At 43.2% G+C, this 17,380-nt stretch carries 18 protein-coding genes; all 18 read right to left on the bottom strand.

Annotated features, from left to right (window positions below):
- Positions 1-103 precede the first annotated feature (103 nt).
- The 18 genes from M5U24_RS06735 to M5U24_RS06650 all read right to left on the bottom strand — a co-directional run bounded on the left by M5U24_RS06735 (position 104) and on the right by M5U24_RS06650 (position 17,379).
- On the bottom strand, positions 104-1,237 hold the full coding sequence (locus M5U24_RS06735; RefSeq protein ID WP_099324241.1) for a glycosyltransferase family 4 protein: 1,134 nt from the start codon (positions 1,235-1,237) through the stop codon (positions 104-106).
- A 15-nt stretch (positions 1,238-1,252) separates the two neighbouring features.
- Complete coding sequence (locus M5U24_RS06730; RefSeq protein ID WP_261341084.1) at positions 1,253-1,384, bottom strand: hypothetical protein; 132 nt, start codon at positions 1,382-1,384, stop codon at positions 1,253-1,255.
- A 99-nt stretch (positions 1,385-1,483) separates the two neighbouring features.
- Entirely contained in the window at positions 1,484-2,854 is a 1,371-nt protein-coding gene (locus M5U24_RS06725; protein WP_099324242.1) for an RNA-binding domain-containing protein, read from the bottom strand.
- On the bottom strand, positions 2,820-2,957 hold the full coding sequence (locus M5U24_RS06720; RefSeq protein WP_172953473.1) for a hypothetical protein: 138 nt from the start codon (positions 2,955-2,957) through the stop codon (positions 2,820-2,822). The genes M5U24_RS06725 and M5U24_RS06720 overlap by 35 nt, the downstream gene beginning before the upstream one ends.
- Positions 2,957-4,921 carry an asparagine synthase (glutamine-hydrolyzing) gene (gene asnB / locus M5U24_RS06715; RefSeq protein ID WP_099324243.1) on the bottom strand — a complete coding sequence of 655 codons (1,965 nt, stop codon included), beginning with the start codon at positions 4,919-4,921 and terminating at the stop codon, positions 2,957-2,959. The genes M5U24_RS06720 and asnB overlap by 1 nt, the downstream gene beginning before the upstream one ends.
- 361 nt (positions 4,922-5,282) lie before the next feature.
- Entirely contained in the window at positions 5,283-6,839 is a 1,557-nt protein-coding gene (locus M5U24_RS06710; protein ID WP_099323647.1) for a hypothetical protein, read from the bottom strand.
- 710 nt (positions 6,840-7,549) lie between these two features.
- On the bottom strand, positions 7,550-7,927 hold the full coding sequence (locus M5U24_RS06705; RefSeq protein WP_099324244.1) for a GxxExxY protein: 378 nt from the start codon (positions 7,925-7,927) through the stop codon (positions 7,550-7,552).
- Positions 7,928-8,006: 79 nt separating this feature from the next.
- Complete coding sequence (locus M5U24_RS06700) at positions 8,007-9,149, bottom strand: glycosyltransferase (protein ID WP_099324245.1); 1,143 nt, start codon at positions 9,147-9,149, stop codon at positions 8,007-8,009.
- Positions 9,150-9,166: 17 nt separating this feature from the next.
- Positions 9,167-10,642, bottom strand: a complete 1,476-nt coding sequence (locus M5U24_RS06695; RefSeq protein WP_298201933.1) for a glycosyltransferase — start codon at positions 10,640-10,642, stop codon at positions 9,167-9,169.
- Positions 10,635-11,465: a class I SAM-dependent methyltransferase gene (locus M5U24_RS06690; protein ID WP_099324249.1), complete on the bottom strand. Its 831-nt coding sequence runs from the start codon at positions 11,463-11,465 to the stop codon at positions 10,635-10,637. The genes M5U24_RS06695 and M5U24_RS06690 overlap by 8 nt, the downstream gene beginning before the upstream one ends.
- A 626-nt stretch (positions 11,466-12,091) precedes the next feature.
- Positions 12,092-12,298 (bottom strand): hypothetical protein, encoded by a 207-nt coding sequence (locus M5U24_RS06685; RefSeq protein WP_298201931.1) that lies wholly within the window; start codon positions 12,296-12,298, stop codon positions 12,092-12,094.
- 693 nt (positions 12,299-12,991) lie between these two features.
- Entirely contained in the window at positions 12,992-13,381 is a 390-nt protein-coding gene (locus tag M5U24_RS06680) for a glycosyltransferase (RefSeq protein ID WP_298201929.1), read from the bottom strand.
- A 717-nt stretch (positions 13,382-14,098) separates the two neighbouring features.
- Complete coding sequence (locus M5U24_RS06675) at positions 14,099-14,788, bottom strand: class I SAM-dependent methyltransferase (RefSeq protein ID WP_338140594.1); 690 nt, start codon at positions 14,786-14,788, stop codon at positions 14,099-14,101.
- Positions 14,789-15,075: 287 nt separating this feature from the next.
- Positions 15,076-15,237 carry a hypothetical protein gene (locus M5U24_RS06670; RefSeq protein WP_197705333.1) on the bottom strand — a complete coding sequence of 54 codons (162 nt, stop codon included), beginning with the start codon at positions 15,235-15,237 and terminating at the stop codon, positions 15,076-15,078.
- 18 nt (positions 15,238-15,255) lie between these two features.
- Positions 15,256-15,420 (bottom strand): hypothetical protein, encoded by a 165-nt coding sequence (locus tag M5U24_RS06665; RefSeq protein WP_298201926.1) that lies wholly within the window; start codon positions 15,418-15,420, stop codon positions 15,256-15,258.
- Positions 15,421-15,519: 99 nt separating this feature from the next.
- Complete coding sequence (locus M5U24_RS06660; protein WP_298201924.1) at positions 15,520-16,443, bottom strand: hypothetical protein; 924 nt, start codon at positions 16,441-16,443, stop codon at positions 15,520-15,522.
- 73 nt (positions 16,444-16,516) lie between these two features.
- Complete coding sequence (locus M5U24_RS06655) at positions 16,517-16,879, bottom strand: hypothetical protein (RefSeq protein WP_197705334.1); 363 nt, start codon at positions 16,877-16,879, stop codon at positions 16,517-16,519.
- Positions 16,873-17,379, bottom strand: a complete 507-nt coding sequence (locus M5U24_RS06650; protein ID WP_298201922.1) for a class I SAM-dependent methyltransferase — start codon at positions 17,377-17,379, stop codon at positions 16,873-16,875. Before M5U24_RS06650 ends, M5U24_RS06655 begins: the two co-directional genes overlap by 7 nt.
- Between the last annotated feature and the right edge of the window lies 1 nt (position 17,380).

The following is a 17,380-nucleotide window of genomic DNA, read 5'->3' as shown; positions in this document are numbered from 1 at the left end:
ATCATTAAAATATTCCTTACATTCTTATTTGATTTCTCAATAATCATACTCTATTTAAAAAAACTCTCCAAATAACCTTCATAATGGATTAAGAAGAGTAACATCAAACAATCTTTTCACTATGCAATCCCATTGTTTTCATAATTACAGCATTTACCTTATGAACATCATACTTTTCAACGGCAATCTCTCGGCTTCTCCTACCCATCTTTTCTATTAATTCTGGTCGTAAGATAAATCGTTCCATCGCGCAAGCCAGTGCTTTTACATCTTTCACAGGTACTAAGAAACCGTTCTCACCTTCTCTCACTGTTTCACGGCAGCCTGGCGCATCAGTCGTCACAACAGGCCGTCCCATAGCCATAGCCTCTAACACGGTACGTGGTGTGCCTTCCCCGTAGTAGGAGGGTAGCGCATATACCGAAGACGCAGTAATTGCAGGGCGAACATCGTCTAGCTTGCCAAGGTAGTCAATGATACCATCAGCAATCCATAAATTCAGGTCCTTTTTTTTAATGGAATCAGGGTTCTCATCAATCCACCCCACTAAGCGAAATACAACATCCGGATACTTAGCCTTAACTATGCGTGCCGCCTCTACATATTCATAAATCCCTTTATCCTTAAGTAAACGGGCAATTAGCAGGAATGAAACATCCGTAGGAACCGGCATCATCTTAAAGTCAGACACGTTTACTCCTGAACCGTTGATCAGTACTGCTTGCCCTGCTCTTCTTAAAAGCCCAAGCCGGTTAAAATAATTGCAGTCATCCGGATTCTGAAAATAAATTTTTTGATTGCAGTTTAAACTTATTTTATAAAGGAAGCGTGCTATAGCACCGATAAACCGTTGCCTTAAATTACGACGAGAGAAAGCGTATCCCAATCCTGTGATTATAGAAAATATACCTGAAACTCCGGTCAACCTGGCTGCCAGTGAGCCGTATAATACCGGTTTGATGGTATAGCCCAAAAATATATCCGGTTTAGTACGTCTCATAAGATTGTATAATGACAAAAACGTACGAACATCGCTTAAAGGATTCATCCCTGTTCTGGATAGATATACGTCCCGATACTCAACCCCCAGTTGGGAAAGTTTATCTCTGATTTCCTTTGAGGCATTGGGAGCACATGCGTACACCTCATGCCCCAGGGAGACAAAATCCTTTAATAAAGCCCCCCTAAAATTTACTAAAGATTCTGCAAAACTACCAAGAACTAAGACTCTTGCCAAAAAGCAACCTCCTTCTCAAGCCACGCCTGAAACATCAACACATCCCAAAAAGGTACTGCCAGTTTCGTTTGCCAGACAAGTGATCTGCCCACTTCTGTCTAATCGGTGCACAATGAAAGAAGCCTTCCCGCTTAAGCCGATTTTCATTCAACAACTCTTCTGCCCAGTCTCGCAAAGGGCCGCGCAGCCATGTATCAATAGGCACCCCAAATCCCATTTTAAAACGTTCAATAAGTTCTGCTGAAATCAACGAGGCACTTGACCATCATTGATCGCCTCTGCCGCAAAGTAGCCGCCTGTTTTCGGAGCTCCTTTGAAAATAACTTTTTTCTCGTCTTTGAGGCGCTTGAGCCATCGTTCAAGGGTTCTTTGGCGGATGTTAAAGGTTACTGCAATCTCGCCCCTCTTCACTCCGGGTTTCATCCTTATATAGTTCAGGATTTCGTCTACACCGCCACTTACACCGCCACTTACACCGCCACTTACACCGCCACCCAGCCTGAAGGTCACTAACACTCCGCCGCCAATCTCTTCCACAGTAAAGACAATCTCCGGGTATACTTCCAGTTCCTTGCGGATGCGGATAAAGCCGCTGCCGTATTTTTCGATGTTTTTCGTCAGATAGAAAGCCTCTGCAATCAGCTTGTTGCGCAATCGGGACTGGTAATGATCCGTGGACAGATCGGCAATACTCAAGCCTCCATACAGCTTGCCGGGACTGAAGATGGTAATCCTGTCATCGAATATCTTGATCTGAATGTCCGAGGAGTTGGCGTAATCCCGGTGAACAACGGCGTTGAGCAGAGCCTCGCGCAGCGCGGGCAAAGGATAGGCAAAGCGCTCCTTGCGTTGCAGGCTACCATCAAAGGTAAAGGCCACACTGATGTACGAAACAATAAATTTCATAGCCTGATCTACCGCCTCGAACAGGGTGTCAGTTATCTGGCGGTCATCTAGAATCATAGTCGGTGTTTTGAAACGACCGATATGAATATGGTGCCGCAGCGCCTCTCCGGCAAAGAGGAGCAGCGACGCCCAAGTGGGTCGGCCGTTGACAACATATTTCAGTTTTTCGAGAGCGAGCAGGGGGGAATTGTCGAGGCTGAAGCGGCCACCCTGATTTACCTGATCAATGAACTTTTCGATCTTGGTAACGGAGAGAGCATCAAGCGACTGGCGGGGCGCTTCGTAGGAATCCCATGAAAGCTGTAAGGACTGCATGTACAGGTCGGTGATTTCAGACAGAGTGAGCTGGTGGTTTGAGGTGGCAACCCGTTTGTAGTATTTGCCCTTGGTATTCACCGGCTTCACCGGATATTCATTGATGCAAATGGTGACGACGGTTTTCCCCCCCATCGTTACTGCGTCGATATCGGGGATAATCGAGGGACTGGTGGCTGATTTAATCTGGCTCAGCCAGTCGTTCAACGACTCCTTCCCGATGGTAACGCCCTTTACCAAACCATCATCCGCAACACCGACAAGGACTGTTCCTCCCTGGGCATTGGCAAAGGCAACGAGTGTTTCGATGGTTTCCCGGTAGAAGGACGTCTTGAACTCGACGGTCTGCGATTCGCCGGATTCAATCAGTCTGTTCATATCTATGACTGTTGCCATATAAACCTCTTAAATCATGGCCTTCTTTAACCATCTTTGCAAGCAAAGGCCCCCGAAGGTTTACCAAAGACGCAGCTAAACCGGCTACAACAACAACCTTCATTATGATTGATTCTCCAGCCATGCCTGAAACATAAGGATATCCCATAGATAATACTGCCAATTCCGCCTGCCTGAAAGATGCTCCAGCCACTTTTCCCTGATTGGAATCGGGTTAAAAAATCCCTCATTTAGAAGTCGTTTCTCAGCCAAAAGTTCTTCTGCCCAGTCTCGCAAAGGGCCGCGCAGCCACGTATCAATAGGTACCCCAAACCCCATCTTCGGCCGTTCGATTAAACGCTTTGGAACATATTTATACAACACTTGCCTCAGCAACCACTTCCCCTGGCCATTATGCACAAGCATAGAAAGCGGTAACCGCCAGGCAAATTCTATGAGGCGGTGGTCAAGAAATGGTATACGTGTCTCCAGACTTACCCCCATAGCAGCCCTGTCCACTTTTACCAGAATATCGTCCGGTAAATAGGTAATCATGTCCAAAAACATCATCTTTTTTGTAAAATTAATTAAATTTGCCCAACTTTTTTTATCTGAAAGAGGAGTTAGCGGTTCAGTTCCACCCAAAACAACCGAAGACGGTAACTTCCAGTGAGAAACTAATTGCCGATATAACTCTTCTTGTCCGCCAACATTTAGTATTTCAGCTAATTTATGTAATTTATCGCCAAACATTCGATGTTTCATGAAACCGGGTAATAGATGACTCGATTTCTTGTATACATCGTCCCATACCCTTGTTGATACAGTGGTCAATCCACGGGCAATAGCCCATCGAAGATGACGTGGCATCCAACCAAGCCTTTTCCAGATATTCCTTGTCCATGTATATCTAGGATATCCCCCGAACACTTCATCTCCAGCATCGCCAGACAAACTAACCGTAACATGATTTCTGGTTAATTGAGACACAAGGTAAGTCGGTATTTGAGAAGAATCGGAAAAAGGCTCATCATATAAAGCAGGGAGTTTAGGAATAACCTCCATCGCCTCTTTAGATGTTACATACAATTCGGTATGATCGGTACTCAAATGACGAGCTACCTCTTGCGCATGATTGGCTTCATTATAACCATCCTCATAAAAGCCGATGGTAAATGTCTTCACCTTTTGACTACTTTGCGCCTGCATTAACGCCACTACGGTTGACGAATCCACACCTCCGGAAAGAAATGCACCTAAGGGCACATCGGCTTCCATCCGCAGCTTAACTGCATCCCGCAGTATGTTATCCAATTGGGCAATAGCATCTTCTGTAGATCCCGTGAATGGCTCAAACTTCCCCTGTTCCGCAACTTCCCTGGCTGACCAGTACGGAATAGGATTTGAGGAGAAATCTTTAGATGGCGAAATTGTCAATATTGTGCCAGGCAGAAGTTTATAAACACCCTTATAAATTGAATAGGGCGCAGGAATATAATTATGACGTAAATAAAGCGTCAGTGCGTCGCGGTTAATCTCACACTTGAAATCAGGATGGGTTCTTAATGCCTTTAATTCCGAACCGAATAGAAGTGTTTTTTCCATCCATCCATAATATAGTGGTTTCTCCCCAACCCGATCACGCACAAGGCATAATACACGTTCCTTTCGATCCCATAGGGCAAAGGCAAACATACCATTAAAACGTTTTACAGCCGCAATAACTCCCCATTGTCGAAAGGCCTCCAGCATCACTTCGGTATCTGAGTGACCACGCCAGGTGGGTTTAATACCCTGAGAATTCTTTTCTAATTCTTCACGAATCTCCCGATAGTTGTAAATTTCACCATTAAAGGCAACCACATACCGTCCACACGCTGAATGCATGGGCTGATTACCTTCGGGAGAGAGATCCAAAATAGATAAACGGCGGTGGCCTAAGGCAACGCATACTTCAGCATCCACCCATACGCCACTATCGTCCGGGCCACGGTGCTGAAGTGTATCAGCCATTTTATTTACCATGAATCGAAGTTCATTATTCGCACGACCATTGTTTTTACTTAAAAAACCCGCTATTCCGCACATAATGTCCTATATTTTCTTTCTTGCAATAATTATCATATTTGATCATTTTTTAAATAAAAATCGTAACTGCTCAAGTCTGTATCACGCAAAGCCGCCGAGTAGGCAAGGAGGCGTTTCACCTCCAAGCCTCTCACAGAACCGTACGTGACAGTCTCCTGTCATACGGCTCGTGTTATTCTTGATATGCTTCAACGGTATCCCATTTTCCAGTGATAAAACAACGCTGGGTTAGCTTGTCTTATCGAATTGAGCTTTGCCACTGATTTCTTGCGGTATGCGTTTACCACCTGGCTGTACTCAATCGGCATTGTTTTGCATACGTACTACTATCCATCAATTTCTTGTTTTTTATGCGTGTTTTTCATGCCGCCATTTCCGTAAGTGCTTTAATATCAAGGGCTGAAGCGGTCATCAGTGAACAAGAGAACTTCTGGCCTTTCTCCGTCAAAACATAGCGGTTGGCCCTCGGAACTTTGCGGATTAGACCGTGTGCCCGCAGCATCTTTATCCGTCGGGTCGTTCGTCCGGAATATTTCTTTTGCTGATCCTTGCCGGATTGTTCGGATTCCCGGTAAAGCCACTTACGCAAATCATGGTTGCGGAATCCATTTATCGCGTTTTCGCCTTTGGACAGGAACATCAGCATCTGGTAATCATCCTGCTGCCAGGGATTCAAACCTCGATACCTCTTGCCCTCTTTGACAACCTTGTTACAAGCGCTGCTCACCACTTCTTTCAGTTTCTCCTCTACCTGAGCCGCCGCCAAAGCATCCCCATAACGATCATTGCATTGTTGGCTCACCTCACACCGTCGATGAAGATCGCTTACGCCCTTACGCATCTTCTGCCATGACGCCGGTTTGCCTTCATCATCATTGGGACTCCGAAAGACCTTAAAGTCCCGCGTATTATTGATCGTTGTCTCAATACGCAAGAGACTACCGCTCTTGTTATACATCTTCACTGAATTATAATTCACACTGTGCTTGACCCGTATACCTTCATAGCGTCTTCGATAGTCGCTGATAACCTCATCAGGGGCAGCGCCTGCAAGGTTACGCCTACCCAAATACTTCATCACCGAAGAACTGTCGCAAACCCGCATCGCATGATGAACAAACGATGGAAACAACTCCTCCAATGCCTCAACCGATTTAAACATGATGTCCGTCGCCCACTCCGTCTCATCCGCAGACCAGTAATACTCCGGTTCCAACGGACGAAGAATCTGCGACAATGCCGGGCAACTGCCCAACGCAAGCCCGTTCAGCAGCTTCGCCCAGTCAGTCTTAAGCTGCTCATGGAGCAGAACCTGCGCAGCCGCAATATCCTCTATACGCACAAAACAGTTGCCGTCCTTAACATAATCAATACCTTGCTTCTGAAGTTGCCGCTCCAGCCAATGACGACCATTGAGACAAATGAAAATATTAAACGGCGCCCAACTCTGGATACGAACATGACCAAAACCAAACACTGGATCGTTAAAATAATGATACACAAAGACACACTTGCGGGGCGCCATTACCAACTCGAGCTTCTTGCTGGCCTTGTTGCCCTTGACCATCGGCGCAATACAAGGCTCTACCACACTCAACAGGCAGATGGAACCTTCCGTAATCCTCTTATCCGCCGCGATCTGGCGAGCCAACTTCTCCTTATCAACACCGCTGCTCATCAAATACCGCACCTCGATACCCAAATCTTTCGCCCGCGATTCACAACTGTCTCGCACCTGTGCCGTAAGCCCATTGACCCAACCGGAAAAATCCTTAAGCAGAATTCTCGCTTGGTTCATGAATGTTCCCATCCCACGCTCACTGGCCAACCACCGCAATGTCCCGCGAAAACGAATCCTGTCCAGACCGCTTATTGCACCCACGATCCTGTCTCGATATAATTCCATCAACTTATTCATAAGTAGTGTCCTCCAAATTGTCTGATTACTATTTACGAGGATACTACTATACTTTATAATAAACTAAAAATCACCTTTTTGGTTGCGGCCAAAGGCCGCGCTAGGTGTATTCATTTGTTAATCTTCCCCAAGAGGGTCTTCTCCCCCATCATAAGGTTGTTGTAGTGAATACTGCACTGAATAACCTAAGCCCTTCGCTCCTTTCCACTTTCACGGAATATCTTCACTATTATGGCTTAGTCCGACTTCCGTTTCACAGCTTTTGCAGCCGTCACCCCGAAACGGATATCCCGTGTTCCGTATTAAAGCCCAACTTTAAGTCATGTCGCCTGTATAACGGTGGTCACATAGCCAGTAAACAGGTCTCCGCTATGCTTGTTTCTGCATCCTTAGCACAATGCGATTTTGCCCGACAACTTATGTGATTTCGTTACTTCTTCAGCGATTCATTTGCATTCATCTCTTAAAGTCACACCTGATGGATTTTCTTCCACCTTTTCTCTATCCGTTCACTACAGCAGCTTTACAGCTTTTGCAGCGTAGAGCGGTTTGGCAACCCCACCTGTATGGCGTTGCCGATACTTCGCAATGGGTAGCACTTCCATTGTTGTATCATCTTTATTACAGCTTGTTAAAGAACTTCGTTATTCCTTAACTTCACGGCACAAGCAAAGCACGCAAAGAAAAGCATAAACACTGAATGGTAAATCCTATAAGCCATTGACGACCCGTTCAATTCCATCCTTAATAAGATTAACATTAAAATTAACAAGCAGGCCTAGCTTCACTCCCGTTAATCTGAGATAAGTCAATAATTGTTTATTATGAACAGGCAAAACTTTTTCTACGGCTTTCAGTTCGACAATTACCAAATTTTCCACAATCAAATCCGCCCGAAATCCAAGATCAAGCTTGATATCTTCATAACGCACGGGTATTCCGACCTCTTTTTCACATTTCAACCCCAATTTCTTCAATTCATATATGAGAATTTCGAGATATACTGATTCCAATAACCCCGGCCCGATGTTTACATGAATTCTATAACAGCAATCCACGATGATCCTCGATATCTGATTTTCATCCATATTGGATTGTTCATCCTTTCTTTGCACACTTTGCGGCTTTGCGCGAAAATTGGTTTTGATTAAATTTCTCAGGAAAATATCAACTTCTCCCTAATACTTCTTTGTATAACATTTCGTATTTCTTTACCACGGCATCGAGTGAAAAGTTTTCTATGATACGCTGCCTTGCCATCATGCCTAATGCTAATCGTTTGTCCCGCCCTAATTCAATTAACTTTCGCCAGCCGTTTGCCAAAGCAACCGGATCGCGCGGCGGGACAACAAGACCTGTATCACCAACAATAGAGGAAGATTCTCCCACATCCGTCACCACACAAGGCACACCACAACCCATCGCTTCACCAATTACATTTGAAAATGCTTCAGCATAAGAAGAAGAGGATGCTATATCTAATGCCGCTGTTAAACGAGGTACATCAATGCGCTCACCAAGTAAATGTACATTTGTAGAAATATTTAAATTATTTATCACCTGGTTTAGTCGTTCATTACGCCCATCTACCTGAGTACCAGCAAGCAAGAAATGGACATTTGAATAATCTTTTAGCAATAATGATGCGGCTTGTAGAAAGTTAGTGTGATCCTTCATGGGATGATAACGCCCGATCAAACCTATAAGAAGTGTATCTGAAGAAACATCCAATTCGTGACGGACTGCCTTGCCAGATTCAATAGAGGGTGAGAAGAGATTGACGTCAAAGCCATTAGGAATGATAATACGTTTGTCGCCTCGATATCCAAGGTATTCATGCTGCTCTGCACTGGTTTTAGAATTATAAACGATACGCCTGGGAAATCCCGTAAGATACCTACATATCTTAATTACGATCGCGGTTCCTTTTTTTTCGTAAGCAAAAGAATAAAGAGAATGACGTATATTCCACAATACAGGCACCTGCCATTTTATAAAAAAACTGGCCAATTGTGCGGCGAGGTTGCCATGATACATCCAGCCTTGTAAGAGATCGGGTTTTAAATCGCGTAAAAGTTTTATCAAACGACAGAATCCAATAATTGAGAACCTTCCTCTTTTCATACAAAGAGCATATACCTTAACCCCCAGGGACTCTATCTTCTCTCCATACGTGCCGCGACCCGTGAGAGATACCACCTGCAGATCAAAAACCTCTTTATCCATTCGGGAAAGAAGTTTGTTGAGCATGGCCTCCGCTCCACCGCTATTCAGGCCGGTGATTATATGAACAATACCTATTTTACTCATGAGCACACACGTATTATTTATTTCCCGTTGAGCCGGATTTTGTTTTGTTTAACGACAGCATAATATTCCTTAATCGCAGGATCCATTGGTAATGCCTGATTCTTTTTCTCCCAAATCCAGCGCCCGTTAGCAGTATATTTCTTCACCTCTGCCTTTTTCATTTGCCACCATGGTGCTCCACATGCGTAAATCCAAACATATTTAGGAGATAAGGCTGTCGTTTGCAAAAATTGTTCTTTAAATTTTACGGGAGAATATCGCGCCGATTTGTCTGAATAGCTCTTGCCAAGCGGCCACATTCCAAGTGCAACTGAACATCTTTCTTTCCAAAATACGGGATCTTCTACATGTTGTTTCATTGTTTTATTAATCGTGTTATATAGCCAGGTTATGGAGTCCACTCTTGTATTACTGTATGTACACTCTCCCGCGACAACGATACCTTTGTTGTTCTTCACGCTGGCCATCCCATTGAAAAAGTCAATCCATAACTCATAAGCATACGGCATGGTTCCTTCACCTGGATTAAACCAGTAAAAGGCGCCCTCTGGCAGAATAATAACCTCGATGTCTGGGAAAACTCCGGTCAACGACTGCATTATCTCTTTGCCGCGTTGGTATATCTTGGCCTTCAAAATATCTCGATTCATTGACTTAAATCGTTCCGCCTTTGTGTCAAATAAAGAGGCTTTATACGGTTCTGTATCAAGTGCGATACCTTTCGTACCTGATTGTTTGATGAGATCCGCAATATTTCTAAAATTATTGAGAACAACTGCCCATGCCTTGTCATCTGTCCAATTTGGTAATTCGCGATATCCAATAGCCACTTTAATAAAATTACTGTCAATTCCGTAAGCAGCCCCTTCTTTATTGATTTTTGTTAACACCTCTATGTCTTTAAAAATCTGTTTCTTAGGTGTCCACCAATCCGCAACGTATGCCAGCATAAATCCATTTATGCCAATATTTTCTCCCCAATCGCTAAGGGTATCTGCAAGATAATCAGTATCTATAGCAGAAAACAATAATACTTTGGGACTATTTGTCTGAGATTGTTTAGGAGACCCTAACAAAAATTGCCGTGGAATAATGCATATAAAAAAACATAGTATAAATAAAGAAAATATCTTCAACCCAAACTCACGCACCCCCCATATCATCCTAACCCGAGGAAACATGGGTTTAAGCAGAATAGTTAAAAGATTTGCTTCAAATAAGTATCCATGTAAGATATCCGGTTTTTCGCGATATACTAAACATATCAAACGCCAAAGAAAAGGAAATACATCCCACCGTTTACGTTTACCCAGGCTGATTACGGGTACACCTGCCTCCTGTAAATCGCGTTCAAGTGGACCACCATGATAGAAGACTGCCACTTCTACCTTATGCCTGCGTTCATGCAAACCTTTTGCAAGGGCTACGAGTTGCCGCTCGGCGCCACCGTAATTAAGCGAGCGGGTAAGGAAGAGTATTTTTTTATTAGACATTTCCCTTTACAAATACAAATTCATTACAACCAAGCCTGCCACCACACGTCTTCAGTTTTTCCAAAACAAATCCTCTTTCTCTATAAAAGCTAAATATCTCTTCTGGCTTGGCTACTTCAAAGGGATAACCACCTAGCCAATCGTCCCAATCCCGAATAATTGACATGCCACGACGTTTTCTATATTTCATAAAATAGCCTAATGGGTTGCGATACTTTACAAAGCCAGCCAATACGGCTAAAGTGAAGAGCCACGGATAAAATATTGCCTTAACCAAACACTTGCCAATCATCCCTGAACAATAAAATTGCTTAATCCTTCGCCAGCGTTTAGACCGACCACCTTGATCGTTGTAGATAGCAATAAACAACTTTCCACTGCTTGCAACAGGTAAAATACTATTTTGTAGTGCCTTCCACATGTCCCCAGTGTGGTGAAGCACACCCCATGAATAAACGACGTCGAATGTTCCCAATGCACTTAAATAATTTGTGTCTAAAGCAGAACCTTCTCCAATTGTCCAGTTGCTATCATTAGGGAAATAACGCCGTTTCAGCTCATGAGTACAGGCTACAGATTGTGGATCATAATCAAAAGAATGAACGCGGGCACCCAGACGCCGTGCCGCCAGACTGAATAACCCACTACCTGAACCAATATCGAGGAATGATTTTCCCTCTAAATTTTCAATACTCAACATAGTTTTTAATGATCTTTCCGCTTCGAGAATTCTATCTTCATTTATGCAAGCAAAAAAATGCCGCCAGTTCTTGCCAAACTCAAAACGTTCCCCCTTTTTTATTTCCATCGAGTGATCATCCATACCTTCTATTCTCCTTTTACACAACCAGCTAACAAACTCTTCCCACATATCCATGTTCTTTGCCATTTTGAATCGTTCAAGAACTTCTGGCGCCCTCGATGCAGACGTTTATACAAATGCCTCATCCGTCATCAATTGACCCATGAGCTGCTGCCATTGCATTTACATCTTCCGGTGGTACTAACAAACCATCTATACCATCACGGATAATTTCCGAGACCCTGAAGGACAAGCAAAACTTACTACGGGTAGTCCACAGGCCATGGCCTCAAGTAAGGCATTAGGAAACCCCCTCGTAACGGGAAGATAAAACAAACATATTCGCTTGACGTAAAAGCTGCATAGGATTATTTACTCGTCCAGGCAAAGAAACAAGCCCTGCAATCCCCAACTCATTGGCAAGTTGTATCAAGGTATCCCGATCTTTCCCCGTCACCAAAAATAAAAAGATGCCAGTTGTGATGGGACTGTGCTATCCTGGCAAAGGCATGTAAAAGCAAGTCAAAACCCTTTTGCGCAGTTAACCTGCCCATTGCCACTATGATTTGCTTAGACTTCGCATTTCCCCCCCAAAAGCAGTATCTGATTGTTCGAGATTTGTTTTTTCATTTACGTTACTAATTGGGTTAGGTATTACAAACGTAGTCCCTTTTTTTAACAATTTCTTCTATCCATTGTCTTGCCTTGTTAGACTGAACAACAATTGCATCTGCCCATGGATAGGTTGCATTGCGTAGTAAAGACCAGGTACGCCCACAATCATGGTAAGCGGGGTCTATCCTCTCTGAAATAATAACCTTCAAACCCAGTCCACGGGTCGCCAACAAGGTCATTATATTCATCCTGCATCACAAAACTAATCACAATATCAAGGTTTGACGATTTTATTGCACGACGTAATTTTATAAGACGAATTATATTATTCCTATAGCTGCAAACGGATTGCTAAAGATTCACCCATCCGCCCCAGTGCAACACGTTTTACATCAAGGCGAAGTTGTAAAAACCCCAGAGGCAGTAGAATCAGCGTAACGAGTGAAATCTCCTAATTTTTTTGAGCCCAATAATTAGCCATTGTTGATATAACACGCTCTGCACCGCCGGAAGATAAAAAAGAAATAACAAGGGTTATACGGCATGGTTTGTTAGCTATAGATACTATATTTTCAACTCATACCAAGGAATGCCCATAAAACAAAGAAGTATCTTGAAAAGAACCTTGGCCTTGGCCTTCCTTTTCCAGTTTGCTGCTGACCAAGTAATAAAAGGCCGCTCAAACACCCTTCATTTTAAAATATTTGGCAAGAAGTGTTTGTACTTAAATCGAAACGATTTTCGTGCGAAAATCAGTATTTTCCACTACCAAGACACACTCTGGGAATCTACTTATATTTCACCAAACATCGCCGCTAATCATCCCTGAACAATAAAAATGCCGGAACTTCAATGCCTACTACGACGTCGGTCGGATATTTACATTATTCTACTGCTGGTTGTTAAAATTTGAATTTTCTTTGTACTAAAGATTACCCTAGACGAAAACATGAATAAACGACGTCGAATGTCCCAATAATAACCTTCAAACCCAGTCCACGGGTCGCCAACAAGGTCATTATATTCATCCTGTCCACAAAACTAATCACAATATCAGGCTTTGACGATTTTATTGCACGACGTAATTTTATAAGACGAATTATATTATTCCTTATAGCTGCAAACGGATTGCTAGATTCACCCATCCGCCCCAGTGCAACACGTTTTACATCAAGGCGAAGTTTGTAAAAATCAGAGGCAGTAGAATCAAGCGTAATGAGTGAAATCTCCCAATTTTTTTGGGCCCAATAATTAGCCATTGTTGATATAACACGCTCTGCACCGCCGGAAGATAAAGAAGAAATAACAAGGGTTATACGCATGGTTTGTTAGCTATAGATACTATATTTTCGTTGCTACCATGAATGCCCATAAAACAAAGAAGTATCTTGAAAAGAACCTGGGCCTGGGCCTTCCCCTTCCAGTTAAGCGTTGACCAAGTAATAAAAGGCCGCTCAAACACCTCTTCTACTTTAAACTTTTCAAAAACCCAACTCTGCCAAACTCAAAACGTTCCCCCTTTTTTATTTCCATCGAGTGATCATCCATACCTTCTATTCTCCTTTTACACAACCAGCTAACAAACTTTCCCACATATCCATGTTCTTTGCCATTTTGAATCGTTCAAGAACTTCTGGCACCCCTGGGAATTCACTTATATTTCCCTCTTACCATAAAATCCAACATAACTAAATCACGTGGAACTTCAATGCTTTACTACGAGACGCCTATTCGTGCTATTTACATTATTCCTACTATGGTTGTTAGCAAGGTAATCGAATTTTCTCTTTGTACTAAAAGATTATAGACGAAAAAACAGGAAGCAACACCCAATCCCAAGGGGATGACATAATGGACACGCCGGGCATTTCACGGAAAAACGATCATGTCGCCCATTAGGGGTTTATCGTCGGTTTTTTTTGCAATCGTCTATAATCATTTCATCCCTACGGGATTCATAGCGCTTTAATTGAATAGTAATAAATTCATCGTTAGGAATTTCAAAATAAAATCACAATTGATGAACCTTCTCAGTATATCTATATTGCCTTAATGCTGATAAAGACCATCCCAGCCAGTTTCCTCAAAACCCAACGACGAATCTGTCTTGGCAACCAACCAATTATCATCGCCCACCGACCGTATCGAATTTGCAGCCATTGTTCTTCGATATGTGTCAAGCGCACGAAACGTTTATCGAATACAGTGCAAATCTCACGGTAACTTCTGTACCAGGTCCACCGGTCTAACCATTGACAAAAATCCCGACTCCATTGCAGTATGGATTTATCACCTTTGAAATAACCCATTCCAAGCGCTCTCAGGAATGCCGCGTAGTAAATCCTGCCCTTTGAACTTTTGGGAAACCAATGCAGGAAAGGTATTCCGCAATGACCTTCTCTACAGCAACTCTTGTCAGGAAACATGCTCAGAACCTGGCCGCCAGGCTTTAGCACGCGATAAATTTCAGTAAGTACACTGTCAATATCCTCAACATGCTCCATAACCTGATTATTGACTACATAATCAAAACTCTCATCCGGAAATGGAATTACTCCATGCTCCATGTGCTTGATTACCCCCCAAGCAACTCGGGTTGAACGCGACTTGAATAATCCCCCCCGAATAAAAACATCGCACCCCCTGGCGTCAATCCCCTTATTTCTTAACGCCGTTACAATCTGGCCAGCCCCACAACCATAATCGAGTACAGTTATTGAGGCAGACATTCCGGCCGCCAATTTACAAATATAATATGCAAAAAACTCGTAGTTATTCATTACAACCTCGATTACATCCGGGTAAACACAAATTCATTACATGCTTTTCCACCTGCACAAGTCTTTAACTTTTCCAAAACAAACCCTCTTTCCCGGTAAAAGCTAAAAATCTCTTCTGGCTTTGCTACTTCAAACGGATAACCGCCTAACCAATCTGCGTATTAGACATACCCATTTTTTTACTCGTGGTATACCTTAACAGCGGATTTTTGCCATTTAAAATATTTACAGCTACACTACCGAAAACAAAATAAGGAATAAAGATGGCCGACTTCCCCAATATTGGTGAGCGAAATGACGTGGGGCGAGAACCCAGGCCCCAGCCGCTCAAGAACTTTCAGCAGCATTGTTTCTGCGCCACCAGTAGAAAGGCCGGTGATAATGAACGTAATCTTCATCGTTATCTCAGAATAAGGTTACCATCGACCAAACCATGTATCCGAACCAAAGCCACCTTTCCTGCCTTCGTTTATTAGGAGCGCGAACAACAATAGAAACCATACTATGGCAGTAATTTTCCCCCGCTCTCTTTTTAAGTTCAACCCAAGGAGAATCGCTACAAGAGCATTTGCAATGTACATCAGCCGCCCTGCTGCCGCATGAATGAGGGTCATACATATTGCAAATGTGCAAAAATCAAGGAAAACCGAAACCAAAACTCTTGTTGATCATCGGAACTTTTATTTTTTAAAAGAAAAAAAAATCAACCCATTCTGCAAAACAGTAGCTGCATAGAAAAAAACATTGACCTTTCCTTTTAATTCATAAGATTCCGATCTTCGCCCAAAATCAATGCTACCCATTATACGGTTAAGATAAAAAACATATAGCCCGACAGCAAGAAGGATAGCAATCAAGCGAATATTTGACCTCCTGGCAACAACGGCTGCAATAGCACACGGAATAACGAAAATAAAGGAGGTGTGAATTGTTGAAGCCACTACAGCCCCTAAAAAAGGACTTAAGCCTCCTGCAACCATCATTAAAAAAACCGACAAAGCAAATCCTTGCCTTATCTGGTTGTAATACATCTGCGTAGATAGCGTGGAATCTATGACAAAGGCAAAAAGAATGAATATCCATGCCCCTCGCGTCAATTTGTTGTTTGCGACAAGAAACATGAGCGAACTAAAAAAAATAGTGATCCTTAACGAGGTTTCAGCACCGAAAATCTCCCCCATAAACGAGGCATATGTTGACCACAAAGGCTCCTCCAGCACATAGGACCACCAGTCCGTCAAAATCGTAAAATTTGTTCCTTCAAAATATTTGATGTAACTTAGATCATCAGGGGCTGTATAAAGTGTACGCCTCGCCAGAATCAAAGATACGCCGACAAAAAAGACCATCGCCAGCCATGTTGTTTGCCTCAAACCAAATAAATCCAGACGTGATGGACCGGGGTTAGCACTTTGATGATAATTTGTAGGCTTTTTAAACATAGCTATTCCAAAAAGATGAATTGATATTGACACATGATTTTCTGAATTAAAAATGGAGTACCCCCACCCGTGGTTGTGGGTCTCCGATTTACCACTCCCCAAGTTACCGATCACTTTGGCCAATCGCACATCGATTTTTCGTGCAATGCGCTCGTTGTTCAACACCTCCAGAAACCGCGCCCAGTTTGCGCCAAATTCAAATCTCTTGCCATTCTAAACTTCTGAACCATGTACATCAACCATCAATCCATTCTCCCTTTCTCTGTACACGAGTGAACACAAACTGATTGCATCCCAATCCACCGGCGCCGGTTTGCAGTTGATCCAGACGAAACCCCCTATCTCGATAGAAATTAAAAATTTCTTCAGGCTTTGCCACCTCAAACGGGTACCCACCAATCCAATCGATCATATCGTGCCAGTAGCTCATGCCCCTTAAACTGCGTTCCGAGTAGCGAGTAACATTGTCAAAATAAACCCACGGCTTACATTTCAAGATGGCCAGGGTCAAGAACTTCAGTTCGCGCGGCCCCATGATCAGAATGGCATATGGCAATTTGAGGGGACGAGGCAGCGCATTGTATATTCGCTTCAGCATTCGCCACCGCCGACTCCATCCGCCCTGGTCGTTATAAATCGCAATGAACAATTCCCCCCAGTAACCAGCGATGCCACATTGCCCAGTGCTTCCCACATTGCGCCAGTATGGTGTAAAACACCCCATGAATAAACGACGTCGAATGTTCCCAATGAACTCAAATAATTTGTGTCTAAAGCAGAACCTTCTCCAATTGTCCAGTTGCTATCATTAGGGAAATAACGCCGTTTCAGCTCATGAGTACAGGCTACAGATTGCGGATCATAATCAAAAGAATGAACATGAGCACCCAAACGCCGTGCTGCCAGACTGAATAATCCACTACCTGAACCAATATCCAGGAATGATTTTCCTTCCAAATCTTCAACATTCAACATAATTTTTAATGATCTTTTCGCTTCGAGAATTCTATCTTCATTTATGCAAGCAAAAAAATGCCGCCAGTTCTTGCCAAACTCAAAACGTTCCCCCTTTTTTATTTCCATCGAGTGATCATCCATA

The organism is Candidatus Kuenenia sp., assembly GCF_027493735.1.
GTDB lineage: Bacteria > Planctomycetota > Brocadiia > Brocadiales > Brocadiaceae > Kuenenia > Kuenenia stuttgartiensis_A.
Note: the sequence above shows the minus strand (reverse complement) of the source record. Positions and strands in the feature narration are given on the sequence as shown.